27 protein-coding genes are annotated in these 24,880 nt (G+C 62.4%); 16 read left to right on the forward strand and 11 right to left on the reverse strand.

Features of this window, described 5'->3' with window-relative positions; genetic code table 11:
• Positions 1 to 232: 232 nt before the first annotated feature.
• Positions 233 to 1,108 (forward strand): 4-hydroxy-tetrahydrodipicolinate synthase, encoded by an 876-nt coding sequence (dapA, locus tag PLAV_RS14535; protein WP_012111783.1) that lies wholly within the window; start codon positions 233 to 235, stop codon positions 1,106 to 1,108.
• 26 nt (positions 1,109 to 1,134) lie between these two features.
• Positions 1,135 to 1,632, forward strand: a complete 498-nt coding sequence (gene smpB / locus PLAV_RS14540; RefSeq protein ID WP_012111785.1) for an SsrA-binding protein SmpB — start codon at positions 1,135 to 1,137, stop codon at positions 1,630 to 1,632.
• Here smpB and PLAV_RS14545 read toward each other — a convergent pair.
• Both PLAV_RS14545 and PLAV_RS14550 read right to left on the reverse strand, forming a co-directional pair.
• On the reverse strand, positions 1,629 to 2,300 hold the full coding sequence (locus PLAV_RS14545; protein WP_012111786.1) for a uracil-DNA glycosylase: 672 nt from the start codon (positions 2,298 to 2,300) through the stop codon (positions 1,629 to 1,631). The two genes, smpB and PLAV_RS14545, sit on opposite strands and share 4 nt — an antisense overlap.
• Before the next feature lie 11 nt (positions 2,301 to 2,311).
• Entirely contained in the window at positions 2,312 to 2,929 is a 618-nt protein-coding gene (locus PLAV_RS14550; protein WP_049767880.1) for a LabA-like NYN domain-containing protein, read from the reverse strand.
• 139 nt (positions 2,930 to 3,068) lie between these two features.
• Between PLAV_RS14550 and folK the strand changes: the two genes are divergently transcribed.
• From folK to PLAV_RS14615, 13 genes are all read left to right on the forward strand, one after another.
• Entirely contained in the window at positions 3,069 to 3,632 is a 564-nt protein-coding gene (folK, locus tag PLAV_RS14555) for a 2-amino-4-hydroxy-6-hydroxymethyldihydropteridine diphosphokinase (protein WP_012111788.1), read from the forward strand.
• 103 nt (positions 3,633 to 3,735) lie between these two features.
• Positions 3,736 to 4,161 carry a DNA-directed RNA polymerase subunit omega gene (rpoZ, locus tag PLAV_RS14560; protein WP_012111789.1) on the forward strand — a complete coding sequence of 142 codons (426 nt, stop codon included), beginning with the start codon at positions 3,736 to 3,738 and terminating at the stop codon, positions 4,159 to 4,161.
• A 147-nt stretch (positions 4,162 to 4,308) separates the two neighbouring features.
• A complete protein-coding gene (locus PLAV_RS14565; protein ID WP_012111791.1) occupies positions 4,309 to 6,468 on the forward strand; it encodes a RelA/SpoT family protein in 2,160 nt (719 codons plus the stop codon).
• Positions 6,469 to 6,503: 35 nt separating this feature from the next.
• Positions 6,504 to 7,088 carry an orotate phosphoribosyltransferase gene (pyrE, locus tag PLAV_RS14570; protein ID WP_012111792.1) on the forward strand — a complete coding sequence of 195 codons (585 nt, stop codon included), beginning with the start codon at positions 6,504 to 6,506 and terminating at the stop codon, positions 7,086 to 7,088.
• A 12-nt stretch (positions 7,089 to 7,100) separates the two neighbouring features.
• Complete coding sequence (locus tag PLAV_RS14575; protein WP_012111793.1) at positions 7,101 to 7,727, forward strand: DUF2062 domain-containing protein; 627 nt, start codon at positions 7,101 to 7,103, stop codon at positions 7,725 to 7,727.
• Positions 7,700 to 8,521, forward strand: a complete 822-nt coding sequence (locus PLAV_RS14580; RefSeq protein WP_049767797.1) for a pyridoxine 5'-phosphate synthase — start codon at positions 7,700 to 7,702, stop codon at positions 8,519 to 8,521. Before PLAV_RS14575 ends, PLAV_RS14580 begins: the two co-directional genes overlap by 28 nt.
• Positions 8,518 to 8,919: a holo-ACP synthase gene (acpS, locus tag PLAV_RS14585; RefSeq protein ID WP_012111795.1), complete on the forward strand. Its 402-nt coding sequence runs from the start codon at positions 8,518 to 8,520 to the stop codon at positions 8,917 to 8,919. The genes PLAV_RS14580 and acpS overlap by 4 nt, the downstream gene beginning before the upstream one ends.
• A 92-nt stretch (positions 8,920 to 9,011) precedes the next feature.
• Positions 9,012 to 9,764 carry a signal peptidase I gene (gene lepB, locus PLAV_RS14590; protein ID WP_041536770.1) on the forward strand — a complete coding sequence of 251 codons (753 nt, stop codon included), beginning with the start codon at positions 9,012 to 9,014 and terminating at the stop codon, positions 9,762 to 9,764.
• Positions 9,752 to 10,432 carry a ribonuclease III gene (gene rnc / locus PLAV_RS14595; RefSeq protein WP_012111797.1) on the forward strand — a complete coding sequence of 227 codons (681 nt, stop codon included), beginning with the start codon at positions 9,752 to 9,754 and terminating at the stop codon, positions 10,430 to 10,432. The genes lepB and rnc overlap by 13 nt, the downstream gene beginning before the upstream one ends.
• Positions 10,433 to 10,472: 40 nt before the next feature.
• A complete protein-coding gene (gene era / locus PLAV_RS14600; RefSeq protein WP_012111798.1) occupies positions 10,473 to 11,429 on the forward strand; it encodes a GTPase Era in 957 nt (318 codons plus the stop codon).
• 87 nt (positions 11,430 to 11,516) lie between these two features.
• A complete protein-coding gene (gene recO / locus PLAV_RS14605) occupies positions 11,517 to 12,245 on the forward strand; it encodes a DNA repair protein RecO (protein WP_041536039.1) in 729 nt (242 codons plus the stop codon).
• Between the two features lie 185 nt (positions 12,246 to 12,430).
• The gene (gene parC / locus PLAV_RS14610) at positions 12,431 to 14,677 is read left to right on the forward strand and encodes a DNA topoisomerase IV subunit A (RefSeq protein WP_012111800.1); all 2,247 of its coding nucleotides are present in this window, start codon (positions 12,431 to 12,433) and stop codon (positions 14,675 to 14,677) included.
• Positions 14,678 to 14,836: 159 nt separating this feature from the next.
• The gene (locus PLAV_RS14615; RefSeq protein ID WP_012111801.1) at positions 14,837 to 15,124 is read left to right on the forward strand and encodes a GIY-YIG nuclease family protein; all 288 of its coding nucleotides are present in this window, start codon (positions 14,837 to 14,839) and stop codon (positions 15,122 to 15,124) included.
• Positions 15,125 to 15,206: 82 nt separating this feature from the next.
• On the opposite strand, the gene PLAV_RS14620 is transcribed toward PLAV_RS14615, so the two are convergent.
• The 9 genes from PLAV_RS14620 to motA all read right to left on the reverse strand — a co-directional run bounded on the left by PLAV_RS14620 (position 15,207) and on the right by motA (position 24,085).
• Positions 15,207 to 15,698: a hypothetical protein gene (locus PLAV_RS14620; RefSeq protein ID WP_012111802.1), complete on the reverse strand. Its 492-nt coding sequence runs from the start codon at positions 15,696 to 15,698 to the stop codon at positions 15,207 to 15,209.
• A 5-nt stretch (positions 15,699 to 15,703) separates the two neighbouring features.
• The gene (locus tag PLAV_RS14625; protein ID WP_012111803.1) at positions 15,704 to 17,278 is read right to left on the reverse strand and encodes a TRAP transporter large permease; all 1,575 of its coding nucleotides are present in this window, start codon (positions 17,276 to 17,278) and stop codon (positions 15,704 to 15,706) included.
• Positions 17,279 to 17,288: 10 nt separating this feature from the next.
• Positions 17,289 to 17,828 (reverse strand): TRAP transporter small permease subunit, encoded by a 540-nt coding sequence (locus PLAV_RS14630; protein ID WP_012111804.1) that lies wholly within the window; start codon positions 17,826 to 17,828, stop codon positions 17,289 to 17,291.
• 14 nt (positions 17,829 to 17,842) lie between these two features.
• The gene (locus PLAV_RS14635) at positions 17,843 to 18,916 is read right to left on the reverse strand and encodes a TRAP transporter substrate-binding protein (RefSeq protein ID WP_012111805.1); all 1,074 of its coding nucleotides are present in this window, start codon (positions 18,914 to 18,916) and stop codon (positions 17,843 to 17,845) included.
• Between the two features lie 118 nt (positions 18,917 to 19,034).
• The gene (locus PLAV_RS14640; protein ID WP_012111806.1) at positions 19,035 to 19,760 is read right to left on the reverse strand and encodes an arginyltransferase; all 726 of its coding nucleotides are present in this window, start codon (positions 19,758 to 19,760) and stop codon (positions 19,035 to 19,037) included.
• Between the two features lie 32 nt (positions 19,761 to 19,792).
• Entirely contained in the window at positions 19,793 to 21,652 is a 1,860-nt protein-coding gene (locus tag PLAV_RS14645; protein WP_012111807.1) for an SLC13 family permease, read from the reverse strand.
• Between the two features lie 98 nt (positions 21,653 to 21,750).
• On the reverse strand, positions 21,751 to 22,230 hold the full coding sequence (locus tag PLAV_RS14650; RefSeq protein ID WP_041536040.1) for an RDD family protein: 480 nt from the start codon (positions 22,228 to 22,230) through the stop codon (positions 21,751 to 21,753).
• Positions 22,231 to 22,309: 79 nt separating this feature from the next.
• Positions 22,310 to 23,206, reverse strand: coding sequence for a flagellar motor protein MotB (locus tag PLAV_RS14655; RefSeq protein WP_012111809.1), 897 nt, complete (start codon positions 23,204 to 23,206; stop codon positions 22,310 to 22,312).
• Between the two features lie 15 nt (positions 23,207 to 23,221).
• Positions 23,222 to 24,085, reverse strand: a complete 864-nt coding sequence (gene motA, locus PLAV_RS14660) for a flagellar motor stator protein MotA (protein WP_041536041.1) — start codon at positions 24,083 to 24,085, stop codon at positions 23,222 to 23,224.
• A gap of 273 nt (positions 24,086 to 24,358) precedes the next feature.
• On the opposite strand from motA, the gene PLAV_RS14665 reads away from it, so the two are divergent.
• A complete protein-coding gene (locus PLAV_RS14665; protein WP_012111811.1) occupies positions 24,359 to 24,877 on the forward strand; it encodes a flavin reductase family protein in 519 nt (172 codons plus the stop codon).
• Positions 24,878 to 24,880 lie beyond the last annotated feature (3 nt).

The raw sequence follows: 24,880 nt of genomic DNA on the forward strand, positions 1-24,880 counted from the left end.
GAAGGGCCTCCGGATCGCCGCTACCGCACCGGACAGCCCGATGCGAAAGACCTCGCAGCATCGGATTCTCCACTATCGAGACTACCTATGTGCTAACAGGCGTCGCAATAGGCCGCAAGCGGGACCAAGGGCAGTTTTCTTGCTGGCGTCGCTACTTATGGTTATCTTGCGCGCCTTCGGAACCACCCGATTGAAATTCGCCCGCCGCAAGCGGGGCAACGGAGCCTAAGTCATGTTCAAGGGATCGTATGTCGCGCTCATAACGCCGTTCAAGAACGGCGCGGTGGATGAGGCTGCATTCGTGAAACTTGTGGAATGGCAGATCGAGCAGGGCACCCACGGGCTCGTCCCGTGCGGGACGACCGGCGAGTCGCCCACACTCAGCCATGACGAGCACAAGCGCGTCGTCGAATTGTGCGTCAAGACCGCGAAGGGGCGGGTGCCGGTCATTGCCGGGGCAGGCTCCAACAATACGGTGGAAGCGATCGAACTGACCCGGTTTGCCAAGAAGGTCGGGGCGGACGCCGTTCTGAGCGTGACCGGTTACTACAACAAGCCGTCCCAGGAAGGCATTTTTGCCCACTTCAAGGCAGTGAATGATGCGGTCGATATTCCCATCATTCTTTACAATATCCCCGGGCGTACCATCGTTGATATCACGCTCGAGACCATGACGCGGCTTTTCGAGTTGAAGAACGTGGTCGGGGTGAAGGACGCGACGGCCAATCTGGCGCGGGTCAGCCTGCAGCGGCAGGAAATGGGGGCGGAGTTCTGCCAGTTGTCGGGTGAAGACGCGACGGCGCTTGGCTTCAACGCACATGGTGGCGTGGGCTGCATTTCGGTGACGGCCAATGTTGCGCCGGCGCTCTGCTCGGCGTTTCAGGAAGCGACGCTCGACGGGGACTACAGGAAGGCGCTGGAAATCCAGGACCGGCTGATGCCGCTTCACAACGCGCTGTTCGTGGACCCGAATCCGGCGCCCGTAAAGTATGCGGCAAACCTGCTGGGGCTCTGCGCCAACGAATTGAGGCTGCCACTCGTCCCGGCAAGTGCCGCGGCTGAGCAGAAGGTTCTGGGCGCCATGCGCAGTGCCGGGCTTCTCAACTGATGCGCCGGAAGGGAAATTGAGGAGCTATGTCCTCCAAGAGCGGCGGCGCCAAGAAGAAGGCCGGAGACGGCCGGAAAATCATCGCGGATAACCGCAAGGCGCGCTTCAACTACAGCATCGGCGAGACGTTCGAAGCCGGGATCGAGCTCAAGGGAAGCGAGGTCAAATCGCTTCGGACCGGACAGGGAAGCCTCAATGAGGCTTATGCCCAGGTGACGCGCACGGGCGAAGTAATGCTCGTCAACGCCTATATCCCGATTTACCTGCAGGCGAACCAGTTCAACCACGAGACCCGCCGGCCCCGAAAGTTGCTGCTGCACAAACGGGAAATCGAGAAGCTGGCCGCGGCGGTGCAGCGGCAGGGCATGACCGTCGTGCCGCTGCGGATGTATTTCACCGACAAGGGGCGCGTGAAGGTCGAGATCGGTCTTGCGCAGGGCAAGAAGCTTGCGGACAAGCGCGAAACGCTGAAAGAGCGGAGCTGGGAGCGCGACAAGGCACGGCTGATGCGGGAGAAGGGCTAGCGGCCCTTGCCGTCGAGATAGGCCCTGACATCGCTGAAGACGCTCCGAAACATATCCGGTGTGAGACGCCGCGTATTCGTGTTGTATCGAGAGCAATGATAGCTGTCGAAAAGCCTTAAACCCTGCCCGAGATCGTGTTGCGCGCCGTGGCCGAATGGTGCGGATGAGCGTTTCAACTCCCGCGCCGAGAGCACCGCGTCGTGGGCGATGCGTCCGAGGGCCAGAACGGCCTGAAGGTCCGGCAGGGCCTCAATGCGGGCAGACAGGAACCGAAGACAGGTTTTGGCCTCGGCGGGCGTCGGCTTGTTTTGCGGCGGCACGCACCGCACGGCATTGGTAATCATCGCGCCGACCAGCTCGAGCCCGTCATCGGGGCGGGCGTCGTAGGTGCCGCGCGCGAAGCCGAATTCGAGCAGCGTGGCGTAGAGGAGATCGCCCGCATAGTCGCCCGTGAAAGGCCGGCCGGTACGGTTCGCTCCCTGAACGCCCGGCGCCAGGCCGACAATCAGCAGGCGAGCATTGCCGGTGCCGAAGGATGGGACAGGCGCGTTGAACCAGTCCGGGTGCGCCCTGTCATTGTCTTGCCGATAGGCAACGAGACGCGGGCAGAGCGGGCAGTCGAGCGGCGCTTCAGGGATGGTCGCCGACAGACCTGAGGAGGGGGCCAAGGAGCTCACGATCAGGCGCGCGCCGGGCGTTCGATCTCGTCGTCTTCTTCGTCGTCATACTCGAAATCATCATCGTTGCGGAGCGGTGCGGCCGGACGGTCGGAGTGGCTGCGGCCGATGGCATCGCGCATGGATTCAAGTTCGACGTATTGATCCGCCTGGCGGCGAAGCTCGTCCGCGATCATGGGAGGCTGGCTGCGCATCGTCGAGACGACCGTGACGCGCTTGCCCTTGCGCTGGACGGCATCAACCAGGCGCCGGAAGTCGCCGTCACCGGAGAAGAGGACGAGGTGGTCGAGCTTGTCCGCTATTTCGAGCGCATCGATCGCCAGTTCGATATCCATGTTGCCTTTGATTCGGCGGCGGCCGGTGGCGTCGGTGAATTCCTTGGCGGGCTTGGTAACAACCGCATAGCCATTGTAATCGAGCCAGTCGATCAACGGGCGAAGGGGAGAATATTCCTGATCCTCAAGGAGGGCTGTGTAGTAGAAAGCCCGGACGAGGACGCCTTTCGAGCGAAAGTGATCCAGAAGGCGCTTGTAATCGATATCGAAGCCGAGGCCCCGGGCGGCGGAGTAGAGATTGGCGCCATCGATGAAGAGAGCAATGCGTTCGTTCGGATAAAAAATCACTGAAAACTCCTGTAATAGAATGATTATGCTAAGAAATTCTATGCTGAATGCCGTAATGGGCCGACAAGCACCATGAGAGTTACGACCGGGGCGCGTAAACCGCAAGTAATGCAGTGGCGCATGAAGGGAAGCATTTATGATGTCTGATATCAGGCCACATATTCCCGGCATTCTTGTGGCACTGGGCGGCAACCTGGCCACCGTGCATGGCAGCCCCGTGAAGACGCTGGAGGCTGCGCTGGCAGTGATGCCCGGGTTCGGCATTCGCGTCGTGAAATGTGCGCATCTATACAAGACGCCGGCGCTTTCCTCTTATGTACAGCCTGATTACGTTAATTCTGTCGTCTCCATCGAGACGGCCCTGCCGCCCGCGGATCTTCTCAATATCCTGCACCGGATCGAAGCTATCTTCGGCCGGGTGCGGCGGGAGCGATGGGCGTCCCGGCCCCTCGATCTCGATCTGCTGGACTACCGGGGAATGATTATGCCGGCTGCGGGACCCCGTGGCGCCGATGCGGGAGCGGGAAAATTGCCGCTTGCGCTGCCGCATCCGGGAATCGCGCTGCGAGGCTTCGTGCTTCTGCCGCTCCGCGATGTGGCGCCTGAATGGCGGCACCCGGTAACGGGAGAAAGTGTCGACCGCTTGATTGCCGCATTGGGGCCCGGTGGTCTGGCCGGAATTGAGCGGACGGGTAGTTGAATTGTCGCAGATACGCTCGTAAGAGCCTGTTACTGCTTGCTTTCTGGTGATCCAGCCCCTACATACAGGGCCAATCAGGATCCTGCCATACTGGAGTTTTGCAATGGCCCGAGTGACCGTGGAAGATTGCGTCGACAAGGTGCCGAACCGCTTTGAGCTCGTTCTGCTCGCGGGGCACCGGGCGCGCGCCATGTCGGCGGGTGCCGAACTCACTGTCGATCGCGACAATGACAAGAACCCGGTCGTTGCGCTGCGCGAAATTGCCGACCGGACCATCATGCCGGAAGATCTCCGCGAAGAGCTGATCGGCAGCATGCAGAGCCGCGTCGAGACCGAAGAGCCGGAAGTCGAGCAGATGCAGCTTCTGATGTCGGGCGAAGCGGCCGGCGAAGTGAAAGATACGTTCGGTGCGGCCGAAGGCGGTGGCGAGCGGATGAGCGAGGAAGACCTGCTGCGGGCCATTCAGAGCCAGATCGACTCGCCGCAGCAGAAGTCCGCCGATGCCGACGATATGGACGGGGAAGACTGAGAACGAGCGGAACGGGCTTTCGGCCCAACGCAGACGTCAATCGGTTTGAGCGCCGCCCGGCCGGAAGGTGAGGGGCGGCGCTTTTTGTTTGAGGCGTGGAACGAGCGTTAGGAAGTTCGCAAGAGAGGCCGCAGGAGACTAACAGGCATGTTACGTCAGTATGAGCTCGTAGATCGCGTGCTCGGCTACGATCCGAAGGCGGACGAAGCCCTGATAAACCGTGCCTATGTCTATGCCATGAAACAGCATGGCAGCCAGAAGCGCGCCAGCGGCGATCCCTATTTCTCTCACCCGATCGAAGTGGCCGGCATTCTGACCGACCTCAAGCTCGACACCGCGACGATCGTCACGGCGTTGCTGCACGACACCATCGAAGATACCGGGTCGACGATGGAGGAGCTGACCAAGCTTTTCGGCGCGCAGGTGGCAGGGCTTGTCGACGGCGTGACGAAGCTCACGCGTCTCGAACTCACCTCGGAACGGTCGAAGCAAGCGGAAAACTTTCGGAAGTTCCTGCTGGCCATGTCGAACGATATTCGCGTTCTGCTCGTGAAGCTCGCCGACCGCCTGCATAACATGCGGACCCTCCACTTCATTTCTTCGGCCGACAAGCGGCAGCGCATCGCGCTTGAGACGATGGAAATCTATGCCCCCCTCGCGGGCCGCATGGGTATCCAGGAAGTGCGTGAGGAACTGGAAGACCTTGCGTTCAAGGAGCTGAACCCGGAAGCGCGCGAGACATTGCTGAAGCGGCTGAATGAGTTCCGTGAGGCGAGCGGGGATACGGTCAAGCTTATTGCCGACGAGATCAAGGCAAAGCTCAACGAGGAGGGGCTTTCCTGCGAGGTAATCGGGCGCGAGAAGCGGCCCTACTCGATGTGGCGCAAGATGGAGCGCCGCGCGATTTCGCTCGAACAACTTTCGGATATTTTTGGTTTCCGGGTCGTGGTCGACGAGGTGCCGGATTGCTACCGCGCCGTCGGCATTCTTCACACCAACTGGCCGATGGTGCCCGGAAGATTCAAGGACTACATCTCGACACCCAAGGCGAACGGTTACCGCTCCGTGCATACGACGATGATCGGGCCGCAGAAGAAGCGCGCCGAAGTGCAGATACGCACGCGGAAAATGCATGAAGTGGCCGAATATGGCATTGCCGCGCACTGGCTCTACAAGGAGGCGCCAGCCGGCGGCGAGGACGACGAGACATCCGGTGATTTCGCAGGAACATTCCGCTGGTTGCGGCAGCTTATCGAGATGTTGGAGCATGGCGGGACGCCGGAAGAGTTTCTGGAACACACCAAGCTCCAGATGTTCTCGGACCAGGTCTTTTGTTTCACGCCCAATGGACTTCTAATTACGCTGCCGCGCGGCGCGACGCCTATCGACTTTGCGTATGCGGTCCATACTGAAGTTGGCGACACCTGTGTCGGCTGCAAGATAAACGGGCGTCACATGCCGCTTCGCACGCATCTCGAGAATGGCGACGAAGTCGAAATCATTCGCTCGCAGGCACAACGTCCGGCTCCTGCATGGGAAGCGTTCGTTGCGACCGGGAAGGCGCGTTCAGCCATCCGCCGATCCATCCGCGCGACGAAGCAGGCGGAATTCAGCCGGCTCGGCAGGCAAATTCTGAAGAGCGCTTTCGAGCAAGCGGGCAAGGAAGCGACCGACACTCTGCTGGAGCGCGCGATCGGACCGCTTCGGAAGAGCGATCTCAATGAACTTCTTGCTTCGGTCGGCGACGGAACATTAAGCGCGCCTCAGGTCTTGCAGGTTGTCTATCCGACCGAGCCGACGCCGAAGGATGGCCGGAAGCGCGGGGCGAAGATGAATGGCAAGGACGAGCGCGGTGGCTCCGTTCGTGTTACCGGCCGCGCGGCGGGGCTTGTGACCCGTTTTGCACCGGACATGTTTCCGCTGCCGGGCGAGCGGATTGTCGGCATCATGATGCCGGGCGAAGGCATAACGATCTATCCGATCGATACTCCCGCGCTTGAAGAATTTGATGGCGAGCCGCTGCGCTGGATCGATGCAACATGGGACATCGACCCCGATCATCCACAGACATTCCCGGCGCGGTTGCGCGTTACAGCCCGAAACGAAGTCGGATCGCTGGCTAACATCTCCACGCTTATCGCCGATTATGGCAGCAACATCGCCAACCTTTCGCTGACGCAACGCGACACGGATTTCTACGATATCCAGATCGATCTGGAGGTCCGCGACCTTAAACATTTGACGCGCGTCATGTCGGCTTTGAACGGTTTGTCTTGCGTCAACAGTGTTGTCCGTCCGCGCCGCTGACGGCGTTCCTTTCCCCCAAGACAAGAGCGATAAAAATGGATCAAGAAAAGGTTCTCAAGGAATTCGAGAAGGCCGGAGCGTTGCTGAGAGGGCACTTCATCCTGTCGTCCGGGCTTCACAGCCCGGTTTTCCTGCAGAAAGCCCTGGTTTTCATGAATCCGCAAAGGACTGGACGGCTCTGCAAGGCGCTGGCGGAAAAAATCCGGCAGGAAGTCAAAGGGCCGATCGATGCCATCGTTTCGCCCGCAGTTGGCGGCATTATCCCCGGCTACGAGACCGCGCGCTATATGAAGGTGCCGGCGATGTATGTCGAGCGGGAGCAGGGCGAATTCGTTCTGCGGCGCGGATTTCCCCTGACGAAGGGAATGCGGGTTGTGATGGTGGAAGACATTGTGACGACGGGACTTTCCTCGCGCGAGTGCATTGAGGCGATCGGGAAAACAGGAGCAAAAGTAGTGGCGGCCGCTTGTCTGATCGACAGGTCGGGCGGCAAGGCAAAGGTCGGTACGAAGCTCATCTCGCTCGCGCGGATCGCCATTCCAGCTTATGCGCCGGACAAGTTGCCCAAGGAACTTGCGGCGCTTCCGGCGGAAAAGCCGGGCAGCCGACACATCGCGTGAGGAGCGCCTTATTTGTTTCGCCGTAGAGTTGAGCTTCACCCGATTCAGAAAATCCGGGAGATTTTCTGGCCGCGCTCCGGATGGAAGCGCACGCTGCAATATGGGTGGCGGCGCGTCTGGCGGCTTTCGGGCACGCCGCATGCCATAGCGCTCGGCGTCGCGGCGGGAGCCTTTTCCTCCTGCACACCTTTTCTCGGGTTTCATATTCTGCTGGCGATGCTGGTCGCATGGGTTTTACGCGGCAATTTGATTGCCTCGGCGATTGGGACGTTTGTCGGGAACCCACTGACTTTTCCTGCAATCTGGTTCGTGGTCTATGAGGCTGGCCACTTCATCATAGGGTCACCCACCCCTGCGGACCCGGACATTGCGGAGACACTGCAAAGCGAACGCGCCTTCGACATGATATTGCCGCTGTTGGTGCCGCTGACCGTGGGATCGATCCCGGTGGGTATCATGCTCGGCGGCGTTTCCTACATCGTGGTTCGGAGCGGCGTTGAGGCCTATCAGGGGCAGCGGCGAAAAATGCTCACCGAAAGGGTGTTGCTGAGGCAGGCCGTCAGCAGAGAGCCCGGCGTCTCATCCGAGAGCGACAGCGCGGCAAATGACCCATGGTTGAACGGGGGAGACACAAGGTGACTCTAAATTCGTCCGGATACCTCAGGCTTGGCGTCAATATCGACCATGTGGCGACAATACGGAATGCGCGGGGCGGCGATCATCCCGATCCCGTGCGCGCGGCGGAAGTGGCGGCTGCCGCAGGCGCCGACGGCATCACGGCCCATTTACGCGAGGACCGGCGCCACATCAGGGACGCGGACATTGCGCGGCTCAAGGGCGAGATCGGCCTGCCGCTCAACTTGGAAATGGCGGCAACGCCCGAAATGCTCAACATAGCGCTCAGGCATGTGCCTCATGCCTGTTGCATTGTGCCGGAGCGGCGCGAGGAAGTGACGACGGAGGGGGGGCTCGATGCGGCGGGCCTTCACAACCACCTGAAGCCGATTGTGCAGCGGCTTGGCGATGCCGGCATTCGCGTTTCGCTTTTCATCAATGCGGATCGACGCCAGTTGGAGGCGGCCTGCTCGCTCGGGGCGCCGGTGGTTGAGCTTCATACAGGGGCCTATTGCGATGCGGCGGTGGCGCGGGAGAGTGCCAAGCGCGATGCGGAACTGGCGCGCCTGGCCATGGCAGCGCGGGAGGGAGCCGAACTCGGCCTCGAGGTTCATGCGGGACATGGATTGACCTTTGACACGGTGACTCCGGTGGCGGCACTGCCGGAGCTCGCGGAGCTCAATATCGGGCACTTCCTCGTCGGCGAGGCGATTTTTATCGGCCTCGATGCGAGCATCAAGCAGATGCGGGCGGCGATGGATGAAGCTCGAAAGAGCCTGGCGGCGGATGGTGCGGCAGGCGGGAAGGGCGGCGCATGATTATCGGTATCGGCAACGACATCATCGATATCCGCCGGGTTCAGAAGACGCTGGACCGTTTCGGCGACCGTTTCATCGAGCGGATATTCACCGAGGTCGAGAAGGCGAAGTCGGAAGGGCGGCGGATGCGGGCGGCCTCTTATGCCAAGAGGTTTGCGGCGAAAGAGGCCTGCTCCAAGGCGCTCGGGACCGGGATGCGGCGCGGCGTTTTCTGGAAGGATATGGGGGTCGTGAACCTGCGGGGCGGGCAGCCGACCATGGCGCTGACAGGGGGCGCCCTGGAGCGGCTGAAGGAGATGACGCCGGAGGGCACGGAGGCCGTCATTCACCTGACGATTACCGACGATCACCCGCAGGCGCAGGCTTTCGTCATTATTTCGGTGGTGCCCAAGCCCTGAGTCATTGGGGGAGACGGGCGGTTTTATTGTGGTATGGTCCGCCGTTTTCGGGAGGAAACGGCCCAATGGCGGGCAGGAGCTGGAAGATGACGATGAGCGAGAACGCGAAAAAACTGCGCAGCAGCTCGGTGGCTGAAAACCTGCGCACGATCATTTACGCGCTGCTTATCGCCCTTTTTATCCGGGCTTTCCTGTTTCAGCCGTTCTTCATTCCGTCGAGCTCGATGGAGTCGACGCTGCTGGTGGGCGACTATCTGTTCGTTTCCAAATACAGTTATGGCTATTCCAAGCATTCGCTGCCGTTCAGCCCGCCGCTCTTCAGCGGGCGCATCATGGGTGCGCAGCCGGAGCGCGGGGACATTGCGGTGTTCAAGCAGCCGAGCGACAACCACACCGATTTCATCAAGCGCGTCATAGGGTTACCGGGCGACTCCGTGCAGATGAAAGAGGGCGTTCTCTATCTCAACGACCGCGCGGTGCCGCGCGTCCGCGTCGACGATTTCATCTATCGCGACATGGCAGGGAATGTGCGGCGGGTGCCGCAATACAAGGAAACGCTGCCGAATGGCGTGTCCTACATCACGCTCGACATGAACAGGAACAGCGTGTGGGACAATACCGGCATCTATATCGTGCCGCAGGGCCACTACTTCATGATGGGCGACAATCGCGACAATTCCAGCGACAGTCGTGTAGCGGATTCAGTGGGTTACGTGCCTTTTGAAAACCTGATCGGCAAGGCGCAGATCACTTTCTTCTCGGCGGATGGCAGCGCGTCGTTCTGGCAAGTCTGGAAGTGGCCGTCCGCGATCCGTTGGGACCGTATCGCCAGATGGGTCGATTGAACGCCGCGCTTCAAGTCCGTTTAGCCCATGATTTCAAGGACTTGGGGCTTCTTTCTCGGGCGCTCACTCATCCAAGCGCGGATGGCGCGAACTACCAGCGATTTGAATTTCTCGGCGACCGCGTGCTCGGTCTCGTCATCGCGGACTGGCTGCTGCGCGATTTTCCGCAGGCGGATGAAGGCGAATTAGCCATTCGTTACAACGCGTTAGTCCGAAAGGAAGCCTGCGCGGAGGTGGCGGAACGGATCGGCCTCGGCGCCTGCATCACCATGGGTGCGGGCGAGGAAAAAGCCGGCGGAAGGCGGAAACCCGCCATTCTTGCCGATGCCTGCGAGGCGGTGATCGCGGCGCTCTATACCGATGGCGGACTACAGGCGGCGCGGCGGTTCATCGAGACGGAATGGGCCTATCTCGTTGAAAAGTCTAGCGAAATTCCGCAGGACGCGAAGACCGCATTGCAGGAATGGGCGCAGGCGCGCGGGCAAGGCGTGCCGACATATACGCTGGTCGGCAGAAGCGGGCCGGACCACGCACCGGAATTCACGGTCGAGGTCTCGGCCGGCAAGGCCAAGCCCTTGAGGGCACAAGGAAATTCCAAACGGCAGGCAGAGCAAACGGCCGCTCGCGCGCTGCTTGAAGCACTGGGCGTATGGCCCGCGAAGGACTGAAAACAGGTGACTGTCATCAAACTGCAAAGAAACCGTCACAATGACAAATGAGACCCCGAAAGAGACGCACCTGGAAAACGGTGCCCGCGACGCTGAAGCGGGGATAACCCGCTGCGGCTTCGTCGCGATCATCGGCGCGCCCAATGCGGGGAAATCCACGCTGCTGAATCAGCTCGTCGGATCGAAGGTCGCGATCGTCACCCACAAGGTGCAGACGACGCGCTCGCGCATCCGCGGCATCGCGATGGAGGGGAATACCCAGATCGTCTTCGTCGACACGCCCGGCATCTTCAAGCCGAAGCGGCGGCTCGACAGGGCGATGGTGGATGCGGCCTGGGGCGGGGCGGGGGACTCCGATCTGATCGTCCTGATGGTCGACATGGAGAGCGGCCGCGACAGCGATGTGGACCGGATTCTCGAGGGGCTGAAGTCGCAGGGACGGAAAGCCATCCTCGTGCTGAACAAGGTGGATGCCTGTCCCCGCGAAAAGCTGCTGAAGACAGCGGCGGCGCTGAACGAGACCGGCATCTTCACCGAGACCTTCATGATCTCGGCGCTGAAGGGCGACGGGGTGGCGGATCTGAAGAAATACCTCGCCGGGCTGATGCCGCCGGGCCCCTGGCATTATCCCGAAGACCAGGCGGCGGATGTGCCGCTGCGCTCGCTTGCCTCGGAGGTGACGCGCGAGAAGCTCTTCCTGCGGCTGCATGACGAGCTGCCCTATTCGCTGACGGTCGAGACGGAAAGCTGGGAGCAGAAGAAGGATGGCTCGATCCGCATCGCGCAGGTGATTTTCGTGGAGCGGGACAGCCAGAAGAAGATCGCGCTCGGCAAGGGCGGGCAGACCATCAAGACGGTCGGCCAGCTTGCGCGCGAGGAACTGCAGGAGATGCTGGAAACGAAAGTGCATCTCTTCCTGTTCGTGAAGGTGCGCGAGAACTGGTCGGACGACCGCGAACGCTACCGCGAGATGGGACTCGACTTTCCGAAGGACTAGATCGTCCTCCGCCGCGCCCGCAGATTGTCCTCTCTCACGCCCGGCCATGCTACAAAGCGGATCGCATGGACGAAAGGTTGCCGGATCGTGGAGTGGCGGGACGAAGGGATTGTGTTGTCGGCGCGGGCTCATGGCGAGACGGGCGCGATCCTGGAGCTTTTCACGCGGGAGCAGGGGCGGCATCTCGGGCTTGTGCATGGCGGCGCGGGGCGGCGGATGCGGAGCGTGCTGCAGCCGGGCAACAAGCTGGCGGCGCATTGGCGGGGGCGGCTTTCCGAACATCTCGGCACCTATCAGGTGGAGCTGGTGAAGCCGCTGGCGGGGCTTTTGATGGACGATCCGCTGGCGCTGCTGGGCCTGAGCGCGGCGAGCGCCATTTGCAGCATCCTGCCGGAACGGGAGGCGCATCCGGCACTTTACGACGGCTATGAAGTGCTGCTCGACACGATGCGGGACGAGGATGTGTGGCCGGCGGTGTTTGTGCGCTGGGAGCTGGGGCTTTTGCAAGAGCTGGGCTTCGGGCTCGACCTCACGCAATGCGCGGCGACGGGAAGCCGCGACGATCTCGCCTATGTGTCGCCGCGGAGCGGGAGCGCGGTGAGCCGGGGGGCGGGCGAAATCTACAAGGAGCGGCTCTTCCGGCTGCCGGGCTTTCTGGTGGGGAGCCAGGCGGGCGCGGCGGAGGCGGCGGATGTGGCGGAAGGCCTGCGGCTGACGGGACATTTTCTGGAGCGGCATCTCTTCGCGGCGCATGAGCGGCACCTGCCGGATGCGCGGATCAGGCTCATGGAGAAGATGGCGGCGAGGGCGGAGTGAGCGGCGAATCGCTGGTATAGTCGGCGCGCGGGAGAATGCCGTTTGCGCGTTCGGCCCGGTGAGGCAGAGCCCCCGCCCCGAAATTTGTTTCGCTGACGCTACTCAAATTTCGACCCTCCCCCCAGGGGAGGGTGGGAAGAGGCGAAGGCCTCGCAATGACGACCAAGTAACGAGAAGATTTGCCGATGACCAAAGTTGCACCGCCGCCGGAGCCGGAACACGAGATCAATTTGCGGGAGGCGCTGGAGGAGCGGTATCTCGCTTATGCGCTCTCGACGATCATGCATCGGGCGCTGCCGGATGTGCGGGACGGGCTGAAGCCGGTGCATCGGCGCGTACTGTTCGCGATGCGGCAGCTGAAACTCGATCCGGGGTCGGGGTTCAAGAAATCGGCGCGCGTGGTGGGCGATGTCATCGGCCGCTACCATCCGCATGGCGACCAGTCGGTCTATGACGCGCTGGTGCGGCTGGCGCAGAGTTTTTCGGTGCGCTATCCGCTGGTCGACGGGCAGGGCAATTTCGGCAATGTGGACGGCGATAACGCGGCGGCGATGCGCTACACCGAAGCGCGGCTGACGGAAGTTGCGGCGCAGCTGCTGAACGGGATCGACGAGGACACGGTCGATTTTCGCGACACCTATGACGGCGAGGACAGCGAGCCGACGGTGCTGCCCGGCGCCTTTCCGCAATTGCTGGCGAATGGCGCGGCGGGGATCGCGGTCGGCATGGCGACCAGCATTCCGCCACATAATGCGGCCGAGCTTTGCGACGCGGCGCTTTATCTCATCAAGCATCCGAATGCGAAGACGGAGAAGCTGGTCGAATTCGTGAAGGGGCCGGACTTTCCGACGGGCGGCATCATCGTGGAACCGAGGGCGGCGATGCTCGAGGCTTACGAGACGGGGCGCGGCGGCTTTCGCGTGAGGGCGCGGTGGGAGCAGGAAGAGCTGCCGCGCGGCGGCTACCAGATCGTCGTCACGGAAATTCCCTATCAGGTGCAGAAGTCGAAGCTGGTGGAGAAGATCGCCGAGCTGTTGCAGGCCCGCAAGCTGCCGCTGCTGGAAGATGTGCGCGACGAGAGCGCGGAGGAAATCCGCCTCGTGCTGGTGCCGAAGGCGAGGACCGTCGATCCGGCGCATCTGATGGAGTCGCTTTTCCGTTCGACCGAGCTGGAGAACCGCTTTCCGCTCAACATGAACGTGCTCTCCGCCGGGCAGGTGCCGGGCGTGATGTCGCTACGCGGCGTGCTGCGGGCATGGCTTGAGCATCGCAAGGTTGTGCTGGTGCGGCGCTCGAACTTCCGGCTCGACAAGATCGAGAAGCGGCTCGAAGTGCTGGAAGGCTATCTCAAGGCCTATCTCAATCTCGACGAGGTGATCCGCATCATCCGGCAGGAGGATGAGCCGAAGCCGGCGCTCATCAAGAAGTTCAAGCTCACTGACAACCAGGCGGAAGCCATTCTCAACATGCGGCTGCGATCTTTACGCAAGCTGGAGGAGATGGAAATTCGCGGCGAGCACAAGGAACTGTCGGCGGAGCAGAAGGCGCTGAAGTCGCTCGTCAAATCCGAGGACAAGCAATGGGCGCGTGTCGCGGACGAGATCAAGGAAGTGAAGGCGCTGTTCGGACCGAAGACGGCGCTCGGCGCGCGGCGGACGAAATTCTCCGATGCGCCGGCGATCGAATATGTGCCGATGGAAGCGATGATCGAGAAGGAGCCGGTGACGGTCGTCTGCTCCAAGAAGGGCTGGATCCGCACGATGAAGGGGCATGTCGGGCCTGATACGGAGATCAAGTTCAAAGAAGGCGATGCGGGACGCTTCCTGCTTCACGCGGAAACGACCGACAAGGTTTTGCTGTTTGCGACGGATGGGCGCTTCTACACACTCGACGTGACCAAGCTGCCGGGCGGGCGCGGCAATGGCGAGCCGGTGCGGCTGATGATCGACCTCGACGAGAGCCACGAGGTGGTGGAGCTCTTCGTACACCAGCCGGGGCGGAAGCTCATCGTCGCGTCGCATGAAGGCAATGGCTTCATCGTGCCGGAAGACGAGGTGGTGGCGATGCGCCGGGCGGGCAAGCAGGTGCTGAACGTGACCGGCAAGGACGAGGCGATTGCCTGCGCGCCGGTGCAGGGAACGCATGTGGCGGTGATCGGCGACAACCGGAAGCTGCTGATCTTCCCGGTGAAAGAGGTGAACGAGATGACGCGCGGCAAGGGCGTGCGGCTGCAACGCTATGCCGATGGCGGGCTCGCGGATGTGAAGACCTTCAACCTGAAAGAGGGGCTGACTGTTTACGACAAGAGCGGCAGGCAGCGGAACTTCCCGGACCTCAAGGACTGGGTGGGCGCGCGGGCGCAGGCCGGACGCTTGCCGCCCAAGGGCTTCACGAGCGAGCGGAAGTTCGGGGGGCCGTTCGGGGCGGTGTGAGCGAAGTCCGAGTTTGCGGCTTCATGGATTGCCGCGTCGCTTCGCTCCTCGCAATGACGTGGTTAGTTTGATTTCATATCTCAAACACGTCATTGCGAGCGAAGCGAAGCAATCCATAGGGCGCCTGCGACAGGGTGGGGCGGCTAGCGGGAGTGACAAATGAAGCGTCCGGCCGTCTACATTGTCGCAAACAAGCGGAACGGAACCATCTATACCGGCGTGACATCACATCTGGAGCGGCGCATCTATGAGCATCGAGAAGGAGTGCTATCCGGTTTCTCAAAACGCTATGGCTGCAAGATGCTCGTCTGGTACGAAATGCTAGACGAGATGGAATATGCGATTGCACGCGAGAAGCAGATCAAGGCCGGTACGAGGCAAAAGAAGATCGATCTCATCCAAAGCGGGAATCCCGAATGGCGGGATTTGTATGAGGAGTTGATCTGAGGTTTGGGGCGATCCCTACCGCTTCATGGATTGCCGCGTCGCTTCGCTCCTCGCAATGACGAATTTTCTGAAGCAAGGACGTTCAGTTTATCGTCAGGGGCTCGCGGATTTCGTAGCCCCAGTAGCGGATGAAGAGGATGTAGTCGCCGGGCGTTACGCGAGTGGGATCGAGGTTCAGCGTGTAGTTGCCGGTCATGTTCGTCTTCGGTTCGAGCGCGCCCGTTACCGGCAGATTGACGCAAGGCTCGTCGTCGCGCTGCGACTGGACGAGGTTCTTGTCTTCATCGGTGACGAACCAGCGGAAAATATCGCATTGGGAGCGGAGTTCCAGCGGCAGCGCCTCGTCGGTGTTGTTGGCGAGGGTGAGGCTTACATCAAGCGTTGTCAGCGAGGTGGCGCTGTAGGTCGCGGGCTGGCTCAAGCGGGCGGTGAGTTCGACCGGCTCGCTCATATCGACGCGGCCGGTGACGATGAAGAACATGACGACGCCGACCATCGCAAGGGCGACGAGCGCGAAGCGCATCATGTTGCGGCCTGCTTCCTCGGCCGCTTCTGTTGTGGGACGTTTTGCCATGTGGATTACATACCGCCGAAGAGGACGCCCGGCAACCATGTGGCGAGGGCGGGGAAAAGGGCGATGACGCCGAGCGCCAGAAGCTGCAGCAGGACGAAGGGAACGGCGCCGCGATAAATCTGCATGGTGCTGACGCTCTCAGGCGCGACGCCGCGCAGATAGAAGAGGGCGAAGCCGAAGGGCGGCGTGAGGAAGGAGGTCTGCAGATTGACCGCCATCATGACGCCGAGCCAGATGGGATTGACGTCCATCATCAGCAGGATCGGAGCGACGATCGGCACCACGACGAAGATGATCTCGATGAAATCGAGAAAGAAGCCGAGCGCGAACATGATGAGCATGACGGTGATGACCGCGCCGGTGGCGCCGCCCGGCATGGAATTCAGGAATTCATGCACCGTGTCGTCGCCGCCGAGGCCACGGAAGACGAGGCTGAAAAGCGCGGCGCCGATCAGGATGATGAAGACCATTGAGGTGATGCGCGCGGTGCTTTGTGTGACCTCGCCTATGACGCCGCTGCCCCAGAGGCGGAAGATGCTGGCGAAGAGACCCCAGGCAACGACGGCGCAGAGCGCATAGGCGAACCAGATGGCAAGCCAGTCGCTGCCGGAGATTTCGCTGCGCGCGGTCCGAAGATCCACAAAGGAGGTGAGCAGCAGCAAGGCGGCCAGCGCGGCGGCGGCCATGCGGACGGGAAGCTTGAGGCCGCCCGCGCGGTCGCCCGCGAGGAGGATGGAGCCGATGGCGCCGAGCGCAGCGGCTTCCGTCGGCGTTGCGATGCCGCCGAGGATCGAGCCCATGACGGCGACGATGAGCGCGACGGGCGGGAGAAGAGCGCGCAGCGTGCGGCGATAGAGTTCGGCGGTGGTGACGCTGTCATCGACCGGCATGGCGGGGGAGGACTTCGGATCGAGCGCGGCGCGGACGACCTGATAGAGGATGTAGAAGCCGACCAGCATGAGGCCGGGCAGCAGCGCGCCCGCGAAGAGATCGCCGACCGAGAGCGTATCCGGCATCCAGTTGTTCTGTTCGAGCTGTGCCTTCTGGTAGGCGTTGGCGAGTGTGTCGCCGAGCAGCACGAGGACAATGGAGGGCGGGATGATCTGCCCGAGCGTGCCGGCGGCCGCGATGGAGCCGGAGGCGAGGGCGGGATCGTAGCCGCGGCGCAGCATGGTGGGGAGAGCGAGGAGCCCCATCGTCACCACGGTTGCGCCGACGATGCCTGTGGAGGCGGCGAGGAGCGCGCCGACGATGGAGACAGAGATGCCGAGGCCGCCGCGCAAATGGCCGAAGAGGCGGCCCATGTTTTCGAGCAGTTCCTCCGCGACCTTGGAACGCTCCAGCATGGTGCCCATGAAGACGAAAAGCGGCACGGCGATCAGCACGTCGTTCGTCATGTTGCCGTAGATGCGTTGCGGCAGCGCAGCCATGAAGCCGAAGTCGAAGACGCCGAAGGCCATGCCGAGGAGGCCGAAGACGAGCGCGACGCCGGCCAGCGTGAATGCGACGGGGAAGCCGGTGAGCAGTACCGCGCAGACGGCGATGAACATCAGGACGTCGAGAGATTCGCGAAGATCCATCCGGCGGCGCCTAGAGAATGGTCGCGGCTTCCTCGACCGGCTTTTCCTGCCCGGCGAGAACGCGCAACGCGTGAATGATGGTGGAGAGGCCTTGCAGCGCGAGAAGCACGACGAAAACGAGGATCACGCTTTTCAGAAGATAGACGCCCTGAATGCCGCTCGTCTCGCGGCTGCCTTCAAAGCTGCTCCACGAACTTTCGACATAGGGGAGGCCGACATAGAAGATCAGAAAGCAGACAGGCAGGAGAAGGAAAACGGTGCCGAGAAGGTCCACCCATGCCTTGAAGGCGGGAGAGGCGGCGCGATAAATGACGTCGACCCGGACATGGCCGTTATGCAGGAGGGTGTAGCCGGCGGCGAGCATGAACATGGTGCCATGCATGTAGACGATCGACTCCTGCGCCCAGACGGAGCCGACGCCAAAGACATAACGCATCAGCACGACGACGAACTGCGTCAGCACCATCAGGAGCGCGAGCCATGCGACCGCGCGGCCTATGGTTTCGTTCAGGGAATCGATCAGCGTTGCGAGATGCCAAAGCTTGTTCATGATGGTGGCCCGCGTCAGCCGCGGCGGGCCTCCACGAAACCTTCATCGCCGATCCGCGTCCACTCTTCGGAGATGGCGAGCGCCTCGCGGAAGCTTTCATAGATCTTCGCGGTGGCGGCATCGCTTTTGGCGGCGTCTTCGAGGACTTCGCGCGACGCCTTCTTGAGAGCAGCGAGGACATCGTCGGGGAATTTCCGCATCTGTACGCCATGCTCATCGACCAGCGTCTTCAGGGCGCGGCCATTGTGATGGGTGTATTCGGCGAGGGTGTAGTCGTTTTCGGCAGCGCAGGCGGCGCGGACAATCGCTTGTTGCGGCTTGGTGAAGGACTCCCAGACGGAGAGATTGAAGCCGGCGGCGAGGCTCGATCCCGGCTCGTGGAAGCCCGGCCAGTAGTAGAATTTGGCGATGCGGTAGAAACCGAAGGCCATGTCGTTCCAGGGCGCGACCCATTCGGCGGCGTCGATGGTGCCGTTCTGGAGGGCGGGGAAAATATCCGGTCCGGCGAGCGTGACGGCGGCGGCGCCGAGGCGGCGCATGACCTCGCCGCCGAGACCGGGCATGCGGATCTTGAGGCCCTTCAGGTCGTCCAGCGACTTGATCTCGTTGCGATACCAGCCAGCGAGCTGCACGCCGGTATTGGCGGTCATGAGGGGTTTGATGTTGAAGCCTTTGGAGAGGCCGTCCCAGAGCTCCTGTCCGCCGCCATGATAGATCCAGCCGTTGATTTCGGCGGCCGTCATGCCGAAGGGAACAGCAGTGAAGAAGTTGAACGCCTTGGACTTGCCCTGCCAGTAATATTCCGCGCCGTGATAGATGTCGGCGGCACCGCTTGAAACGGTATCGAAGGATTCGAGCGCGGGGACGAGTTCACCGGCGGCGTAGACCTTGATGTCGATCTGGCCGTCCGTCATGTCGCGGATGCGGGTGGCGAGGCGTTCGGCGGAGACACCGAGGCCGGGATAATTCTTCGGCCAGGTGGTGACCATCTTGAGCTGGCGCTTGCCCTGCGCCACGGCAGGCGCGGGCATGGCGGCGGCGGCGATGGCGGCTGTGCCAGCGCCCGTCAAGAACGAACGGCGTTTCATGGACGACTCCCCGATTTACTTCCCCGGCGCGGCCCTCTCCGGCCGCCTGACCCCTGATTGAAGGGGTACAATTTGCGGCCAGTATAGGCGCGCGGGCGCGCGGCGCAACAGCGACCGCTCAGGAAGCGGGATGCGCGCGCCAGCCCTCCATGGTCAGGGCTTCGAGGGGGCGGAAGCGGGTCTTGTAGGCCATCTTGCGGCTGCCATCGACCCAGTAGCCGAGATAGACGTAAGGGAGGCTGAGGGCGCGGGCCCTCTCTATATGCTCGAGGACCATCCATGTGCCGAGGCTGCGGCCCGGCTCGCCGGGTTCGTAGAAGCTGTAGACCATCGACAGGCCGTCATCGAGCATGTCGGTGAGGGCGGCGGCGGTGAGCGTGCCGTCCGGGCGGCGATATTCAAAGAGGCGGGTGGCGATGGTCGTATCCTCGACCATGGCGACGTAATCGAGGCGCGACATGTCGGCCATGCCGCCTTCGGCGTGGCGGGCGTCGAGGTAGCGGCGCAGCAGCGTGTATTGCTCATCGGTGGCGCGGGCAGGCTGCGGCGTGGAGCGGAGATCGGCGTTGCGCGCGAGGATGCGGCGGAACGTGCGGCCGGGCTGGAAATCCTTCACGACGACACGGACGGAGACGCAGGCCTGGCAATCGTCGCAGGCGGGGCGATAGGCGATGTTCTGGCTGCGGCGGAAGCCGGCCTGGGTGAGCGCGTTGTTGAGGGAGACGGGCTCGTCGCCGAGAAGGTGGGTGAAGACCTTCTTTTCGTAGCGGCCGAGCAGGTAGGGGCACGGCTGCGGCGCCGTGATGTAGAACTGCGGAAATCTCGTGCGGGACTGGTCTGTCACTGCCTTCTCGCGCTCGCGGTCACATTTCCGGTTCAGAGCCCATAATACCAGGGCGCGAAGAAAGAATAGGCCAGCCAGAGCAGAATGACGAGGGGTGTTCCGGCGCGGACGAAATCCCTGAATTCATAATGGCCAGGTCCCATAACCAGAAGATTGGTCTGGTAGCCCATGGGTGTGGCGAAGGAGCAGTTGGCGGCGAAGATGACCGCGTAGACGAAGATCAGGGGATCGACGCCGAGCTGCGTTGCCGTGCTGATGGCAATGGGTGTGAACAGGACGGCGGTGGCATTGTTGGTGAGGACGTTGGTGGTGAGGGCGGTGGCGAAGAAGAAGGCCGAGAGAATGACCGGGACGCCGTAGCCGGCAAAGACCAGCACCGATGCCTCGGCGATGGCGCGGGCGCCGCCTGTCGCGTCGAGGGCGGCGGCGACGCCGAGCATGGCACCGACCATGAGAAATATCCGCCGGTCTATCGCGCGGGCGGCCTGGCGCACGTTGAGGACGCCGGTTGCGATGATGGCGGCGGCGGCGCCAACGGCGGCGATCTCGATGGGGACAAGGCCGGTCAAGACGGTGGCGACCATGATGCCGAAGACGGCGAGGGCGCGGCGGGCGAATTTCGGGTCCGGCAGTTCGGTTGCCGACCATTCGAGGAGGAGGACGTCGCGATTGTGCCGGAGGTCCTGCACCTGGGCGCCCTTGCCGAGAACGAGCAGCACGTCGCCCGCTTCGAGCCGAATGTCGTTCAGCAGGGTGCGGATCATGCGGCTGCGGCGCTGGATGCCGAGAACGATGCAGCCGGTCTGGTGGCGGAAGGCGATCTGCTCGATGGTCTGGCCGATCATGCGGGAGCCGGGCGCGACCACGGTTTCGGCAAGGACGAGCTCGCCGCCGGGCTTCGCGGGGCCTTCGCTCGTGTCGAGACCTTCGGCGAAACGCTCCTCAAGCATGCCTTCGAATATGCGCGAGCCGGACTTCAGGGCTTCGGTCAATGTCTGGCGGGTGGCGGCGACGATGACGACATCGCCGGGGACGAGCGTCACGTCCTCGAAGGGCGGCAGGATCGGGTGTTCGCCGCGCTGGATCATGCGGACCGTCATGTCGCGGAGCGGCGGGAAGAGGCCGGCAACGGAACTGACGCCGACAAGGGGATGGCCGGAGGTGATTTCGAGCTGGGCGATATATTGCTTGCCGCCCCCGGCTTCAGGGCCCGAGAGATCGACGGCGCCGCCGCGATCCGGCAGGAGATGCGGCACGACGAGCGTGGCGTAGAGGAAGCCGATCGCGGCGAGAAACATACCGGGGACGACAAAGTCGAAAATGCCGATGGGCGGGAGGTGCGATGTCATCACGACGCCCGCCGCGAGGAGGTTTGTCGAGGAGCCGATAAGCGTTGTCATGCCACCGAGGATCGAGACGAAGCTCAAGGTCATCATCACCTTCGGCGCGCGCTGGCCGAAGCGGCCCGCCAGCGTGGCGAGGACGGGGATGAACATCACCGCGACCGGGGTGTTGTTCAGGAAGGCGCTGATGACGGCGACCAGAAGGAAGGTGCAGAAGATGGTGAGGCCAGGGCGCGTGGAGCCGAGATCGGCGACGGAACGCGCGGCGCCATCGAGCGCGCCGGTCTGGAACATGCCGTGGCCGACGACCAGGAGCGCGAGGACGGCGATGAGTGCGGGATTGGCGAAGCCCGCCAGCAATGCGGTGGAACTCAAGAGGTTTTGTCCCGCCGGGCCGGTGACGGGGAAGAGATAGAAGAAGACGAGCAGGAAAACGAGAATGCCGAGCGCGGAGAGCTCGAGCGAAATCCGTTCAATGCTGAAAAGCAGGACCGCGACCAGGATCAGGCCATAGGTCACCCACATCTGCCAGGCGAAAGCGATTTCCATGCGCGCATCTAGTCAGGGAGCGCACAGCACGGCAAGCCGGCGGTGCGCCCGGAGATTAAAAGAAAGGATCAGCAGGCGTTACGCGAAGCGGCCTCGGTTCAGACGGAACGGCGGACGAAGACAGTACCGCAAAGATAGTCGTGGAGACAGCGGCGCTGCTCGTTGAAGAAGGGCACCAGCAGGACAAGGACCGTGCCGATGGCGACGCTCGCGTAAAAGAGGATGGTTTGCAGCGCGGCCTGAAGGTACCCGGGACGGCGGCCGTTCCAGGCGCGGAGTTCGATGCCCTGCCAGCGCATGCCGGGCGTTGCCGAATGACGGCCGCCGAGCGTGAAGGTGAAATAGGCAAGGGCAATGAGGGGCGAGAGCGCGGCGCCGGGCCAGAGGAGGCCGAAGGTCAGGATACCGAGGACGCCGAAAGCGATTGTCGCCAGCACCAGCAGGATGCAGACGGCGAGGAGGTCGGCGAGGAAGGCGAGGCAACGTGCGGCGATAACGCCGTCAAAGGAACCCGCGGGCCACTGGAAGCTTTCCGAGGCGGAGAGGCCTGTTGGCGCTACCTGATTGCTTTCGCTCATGTTTTTCCCGTCCCTGTGAAAACCAGCCCGTTTCACATAAGACGTCAAAAAGCGGAAGGCAAGCGGAGTGTCTGCCGGATCAGGGGCTGAAGCCGGGCGGTGTGACCGAAGCTTCACGGAGAAGGACGATCGAAAGTCGCCGGTTGGCGGCCATATAGGGGTCTTCGGGGAAGAGGGGCTCCGAATCGGCCTTGCCGATGACCTGATAGATGCGGTCGTTGGAAAGGCCCGCTCCCGCGAGGATGCGACGGGTGGCATTGGCGCGGTCGGCGGTGAGTTCCCAGTTCGAATAGCCGGGACGGCCTTCGACCGGGTTCGCATCCGTGTGACCCGAGATGCTGACGCGGTTGGGCAGTTTGATGAGGATGTTCGAGACTTCTTCGATCAACTGCCGGGTGCGCTCGTATGGTTCCGCATTGCCGGAGGGGAACATGGAGCGGCCGTCCTGGTCGACGATCTGGATGCGGAGGCCTTCCGGCGTCTCGTCGATGATGACGTTGCGGGAAAGTTCGGCGAGGTCGGGGTTCTCGCGCATTGCCTGGCGGATGCTTTCGGCGGCGCTGCGGAAGTTCCTTTCGTCGCGGGCGGATTTTTCCTTAAGGAGCTTGTCGACCTGCGCAGCGGCGGCCTTCTCTTCAGCCGTCTCCGGGCTCTTGGGCTGGGCGGGCGTCGAGATGGTCATGACGACCTGCGGCTTGGTGCCCGGCATGCGCGCACCTTCCTCGTCGAAGGCGGTGCCGCCCATGATGCCGCCGGCACCGCTTGTGGAGCGGCTGACATTCGAGGGGGCGAAATAATCGGCGAGGCCCTGCTTCTGCTCCGGCGTCGTCATGCTGATGAGCCACATCAACAGGAAGAAGGCCATCATCGCCGTCACGAAGTCGGCATAGGCGATCTTCCACGCACCGCCATGATGGCCGTGGACGACCTTCTTGACCTTCTTGAGGATGATCGGCTGCTGGTTTGGCGTCGCCATTTTTTGTCAGCTCCGTCAGGCGGCGGGCTGCAGGGCGGCGGTGGACTGTTCCACTTCGATGAAGGTGGGACGGACTTCCGACATCAGCGCCTTGCGCGCGAATTCGATGGAGACGGCCGGCGCGTAGCCGGCCATGTGGGCGAGGAGGCCCGCCTTCATCGAGAGAAAATATTTCGATTCCGCTTCGTAGGTATTGCGGAGCGACTGCGCCATTGGGCCGAAGAAGCCGTAGGCGACGAAGACGCCGAGGAAGGTGCCGACAAGGGCGCCGCCGATAAGGCCGCCGAGAACGGAGGGCGGCTGGTCGATCGAGCCCATGGTCTTGATGACGCCGAGCACGGCGGCGACGATGCCGAGAGCGGGTGTACCGTCGGCGAGCGCCTGCATGGCGCTGACGATGCGCTCACGTTCCTGGTGATGGGTTTCGAGTTCCTCGTCCATCAGCGACTCGAGCTCATGCGCGTTTTCGGTGCCAAGCGTGATCATGCGCAGGTAGTCGCACATGAATTCAACGGCGTGATGGTCGGCGGAGAATTTGGGGAACTGGGCGAAGATGGTGCTTTCGCCGGGGTTTTCGACATGGGCTTCGAGGGCAAGGTTGCCTTTGCTCTTGGCGAGCTTGAAGAGGGTGTATTGAAGGCCGAGCAGTTCAAGGAAGGCGGCCTTGTCGTAGCGGGGGCCTTTGAAAAGGGTGCCGAAAATGCCGCCGACCGCCTTCAGCACAGAAGGCGGATTGGCGATGCAGAATGCGCCGAAGGCGGCACCGAGGATGATGACAGCCTCGAATGGCTGCCAAAGTACCTCGAGGTGGCCGCCCATAGCGGCGTAGCCCCCGAACACACTCAACAATACTACCGCGATGCCGACAATGAGCCGCATATGCCCAAGCACTCTCTTGTACGTGATCCACGGCCATCCAGCCGCGCAGCAGGCCCGCCCCGCCTCAGCCGCCATCTTGCTGCGCGCGTCTTAACAGCGGGTTTAACCAATCTGTTTTGCGTGAAAATCTCTGGATTTGCGCCAGATGGTGTTGCGCGGGCGAGGCCGCGTGGCTTAAACCGGGCATGGACGTTAACGACCGGTTGACGAAATGGGCCACCGGCGGGCGCGGACGAAGGCGGGAACCCGCATTTTCGAGGAGTTAGGCGCGCCATGGCGAGCGGCGAAGAGACGATAGAGCAGGGCGGCGCCCACGATATTCGCAAGTTCCGTAATGCGCTTGGCTGGTTCGCGACCGGTGTTGCCGTCATCACGACACGTGTGAAGGGCGGCGAGCCCTTCGGCATTACCGTGAACTCGTTTTCATCGGTTTCGCTCGATCCGCCGCTCGTGCTCTGGTGCCTCGACAAGAAGTCAGACACGCTGGCGGCGTTCGAGCAGGCGACGCATTTCACGGTCAATGTTTTGCGGGAGGAGCACCAGGACCTCTCCGCGCGGCTGGCACGGAAAGGCGATCACAGCCTTGCCGGCATGGACGTGCGGGAAGGCGAAAGCGGCAGCCCCGCGCTTGCCGAGGCGCTCGCCCATTTCGAATGCGAAATCGAAGCGCGGCACGATGCGGGCGACCATGTCATCATGGTGGGGCGTGTCGTGAAGTTCGATTATGTGGAAGAAGGGCGGCCGCTGCTCTATCACCGCGGCGCCTATCAGATGTTGCCGCCGGTCATATAAGGC

The sequence above is a fragment of the Parvibaculum lavamentivorans DS-1 genome (assembly GCF_000017565.1).
GTDB lineage: Bacteria > Pseudomonadota > Alphaproteobacteria > Parvibaculales > Parvibaculaceae > Parvibaculum > Parvibaculum lavamentivorans.

Bases quoted from the DNA above. Each gene is read 5' to 3' on its own strand.
- lepB (WP_041536770.1), top strand. From the start codon at position 9,012: ATGAGCGAGAACGCGAAAAAACTGCGCAGCAGCTCGGTGGCTGAAAAC.
- era (WP_012111798.1), top strand. From the start codon at position 10,473: ATGACAAATGAGACCCCGAAAGAGACGCACCTGGAAAACGGTGCCCGC.
- folK (WP_012111788.1), top strand. From the start codon at position 3,069: ATGATGTCTGATATCAGGCCACATATTCCCGGCATTCTTGTGGCACTG.
- rnc (WP_012111797.1), top strand. From the start codon at position 9,752: ATGGGTCGATTGAACGCCGCGCTTCAAGTCCGTTTAGCCCATGATTTC.
- dapA (WP_012111783.1), top strand. From the start codon at position 233: ATGTTCAAGGGATCGTATGTCGCGCTCATAACGCCGTTCAAGAACGGC.
- PLAV_RS14665 (WP_012111811.1), top strand. From the start codon at position 24,359: ATGGCGAGCGGCGAAGAGACGATAGAGCAGGGCGGCGCCCACGATATT.
- smpB (WP_012111785.1), top strand. From the start codon at position 1,135: ATGTCCTCCAAGAGCGGCGGCGCCAAGAAGAAGGCCGGAGACGGCCGG.
- PLAV_RS14650 (WP_041536040.1), bottom strand. From the start codon at position 22,230: ATGAGCGAAAGCAATCAGGTAGCGCCAACAGGCCTCTCCGCCTCGGAA.
- PLAV_RS14645 (WP_012111807.1), bottom strand. From the start codon at position 21,652: ATGGAAATCGCTTTCGCCTGGCAGATGTGGGTGACCTATGGCCTGATC.
- PLAV_RS14615 (WP_012111801.1), top strand. From the start codon at position 14,837: ATGAAGCGTCCGGCCGTCTACATTGTCGCAAACAAGCGGAACGGAACC.
- pyrE (WP_012111792.1), top strand. From the start codon at position 6,504: ATGGATCAAGAAAAGGTTCTCAAGGAATTCGAGAAGGCCGGAGCGTTG.
- PLAV_RS14630 (WP_012111804.1), bottom strand. From the start codon at position 17,828: ATGAACAAGCTTTGGCATCTCGCAACGCTGATCGATTCCCTGAACGAA.
- motA (WP_041536041.1), bottom strand. From the start codon at position 24,085: ATGCGGCTCATTGTCGGCATCGCGGTAGTATTGTTGAGTGTGTTCGGG.
- acpS (WP_012111795.1), top strand. From the start codon at position 8,518: ATGATTATCGGTATCGGCAACGACATCATCGATATCCGCCGGGTTCAG.
- rpoZ (WP_012111789.1), top strand. From the start codon at position 3,736: ATGGCCCGAGTGACCGTGGAAGATTGCGTCGACAAGGTGCCGAACCGC.
- PLAV_RS14635 (WP_012111805.1), bottom strand. From the start codon at position 18,916: ATGAAACGCCGTTCGTTCTTGACGGGCGCTGGCACAGCCGCCATCGCC.
- PLAV_RS14580 (WP_049767797.1), top strand. From the start codon at position 7,700: ATGGTTGAACGGGGGAGACACAAGGTGACTCTAAATTCGTCCGGATAC.
- PLAV_RS14655 (WP_012111809.1), bottom strand. From the start codon at position 23,206: ATGGCGACGCCAAACCAGCAGCCGATCATCCTCAAGAAGGTCAAGAAG.
- PLAV_RS14565 (WP_012111791.1), top strand. From the start codon at position 4,309: ATGTTACGTCAGTATGAGCTCGTAGATCGCGTGCTCGGCTACGATCCG.
- PLAV_RS14620 (WP_012111802.1), bottom strand. From the start codon at position 15,698: ATGGCAAAACGTCCCACAACAGAAGCGGCCGAGGAAGCAGGCCGCAAC.
- parC (WP_012111800.1), top strand. From the start codon at position 12,431: ATGACCAAAGTTGCACCGCCGCCGGAGCCGGAACACGAGATCAATTTG.
- PLAV_RS14625 (WP_012111803.1), bottom strand. From the start codon at position 17,278: ATGGATCTTCGCGAATCTCTCGACGTCCTGATGTTCATCGCCGTCTGC.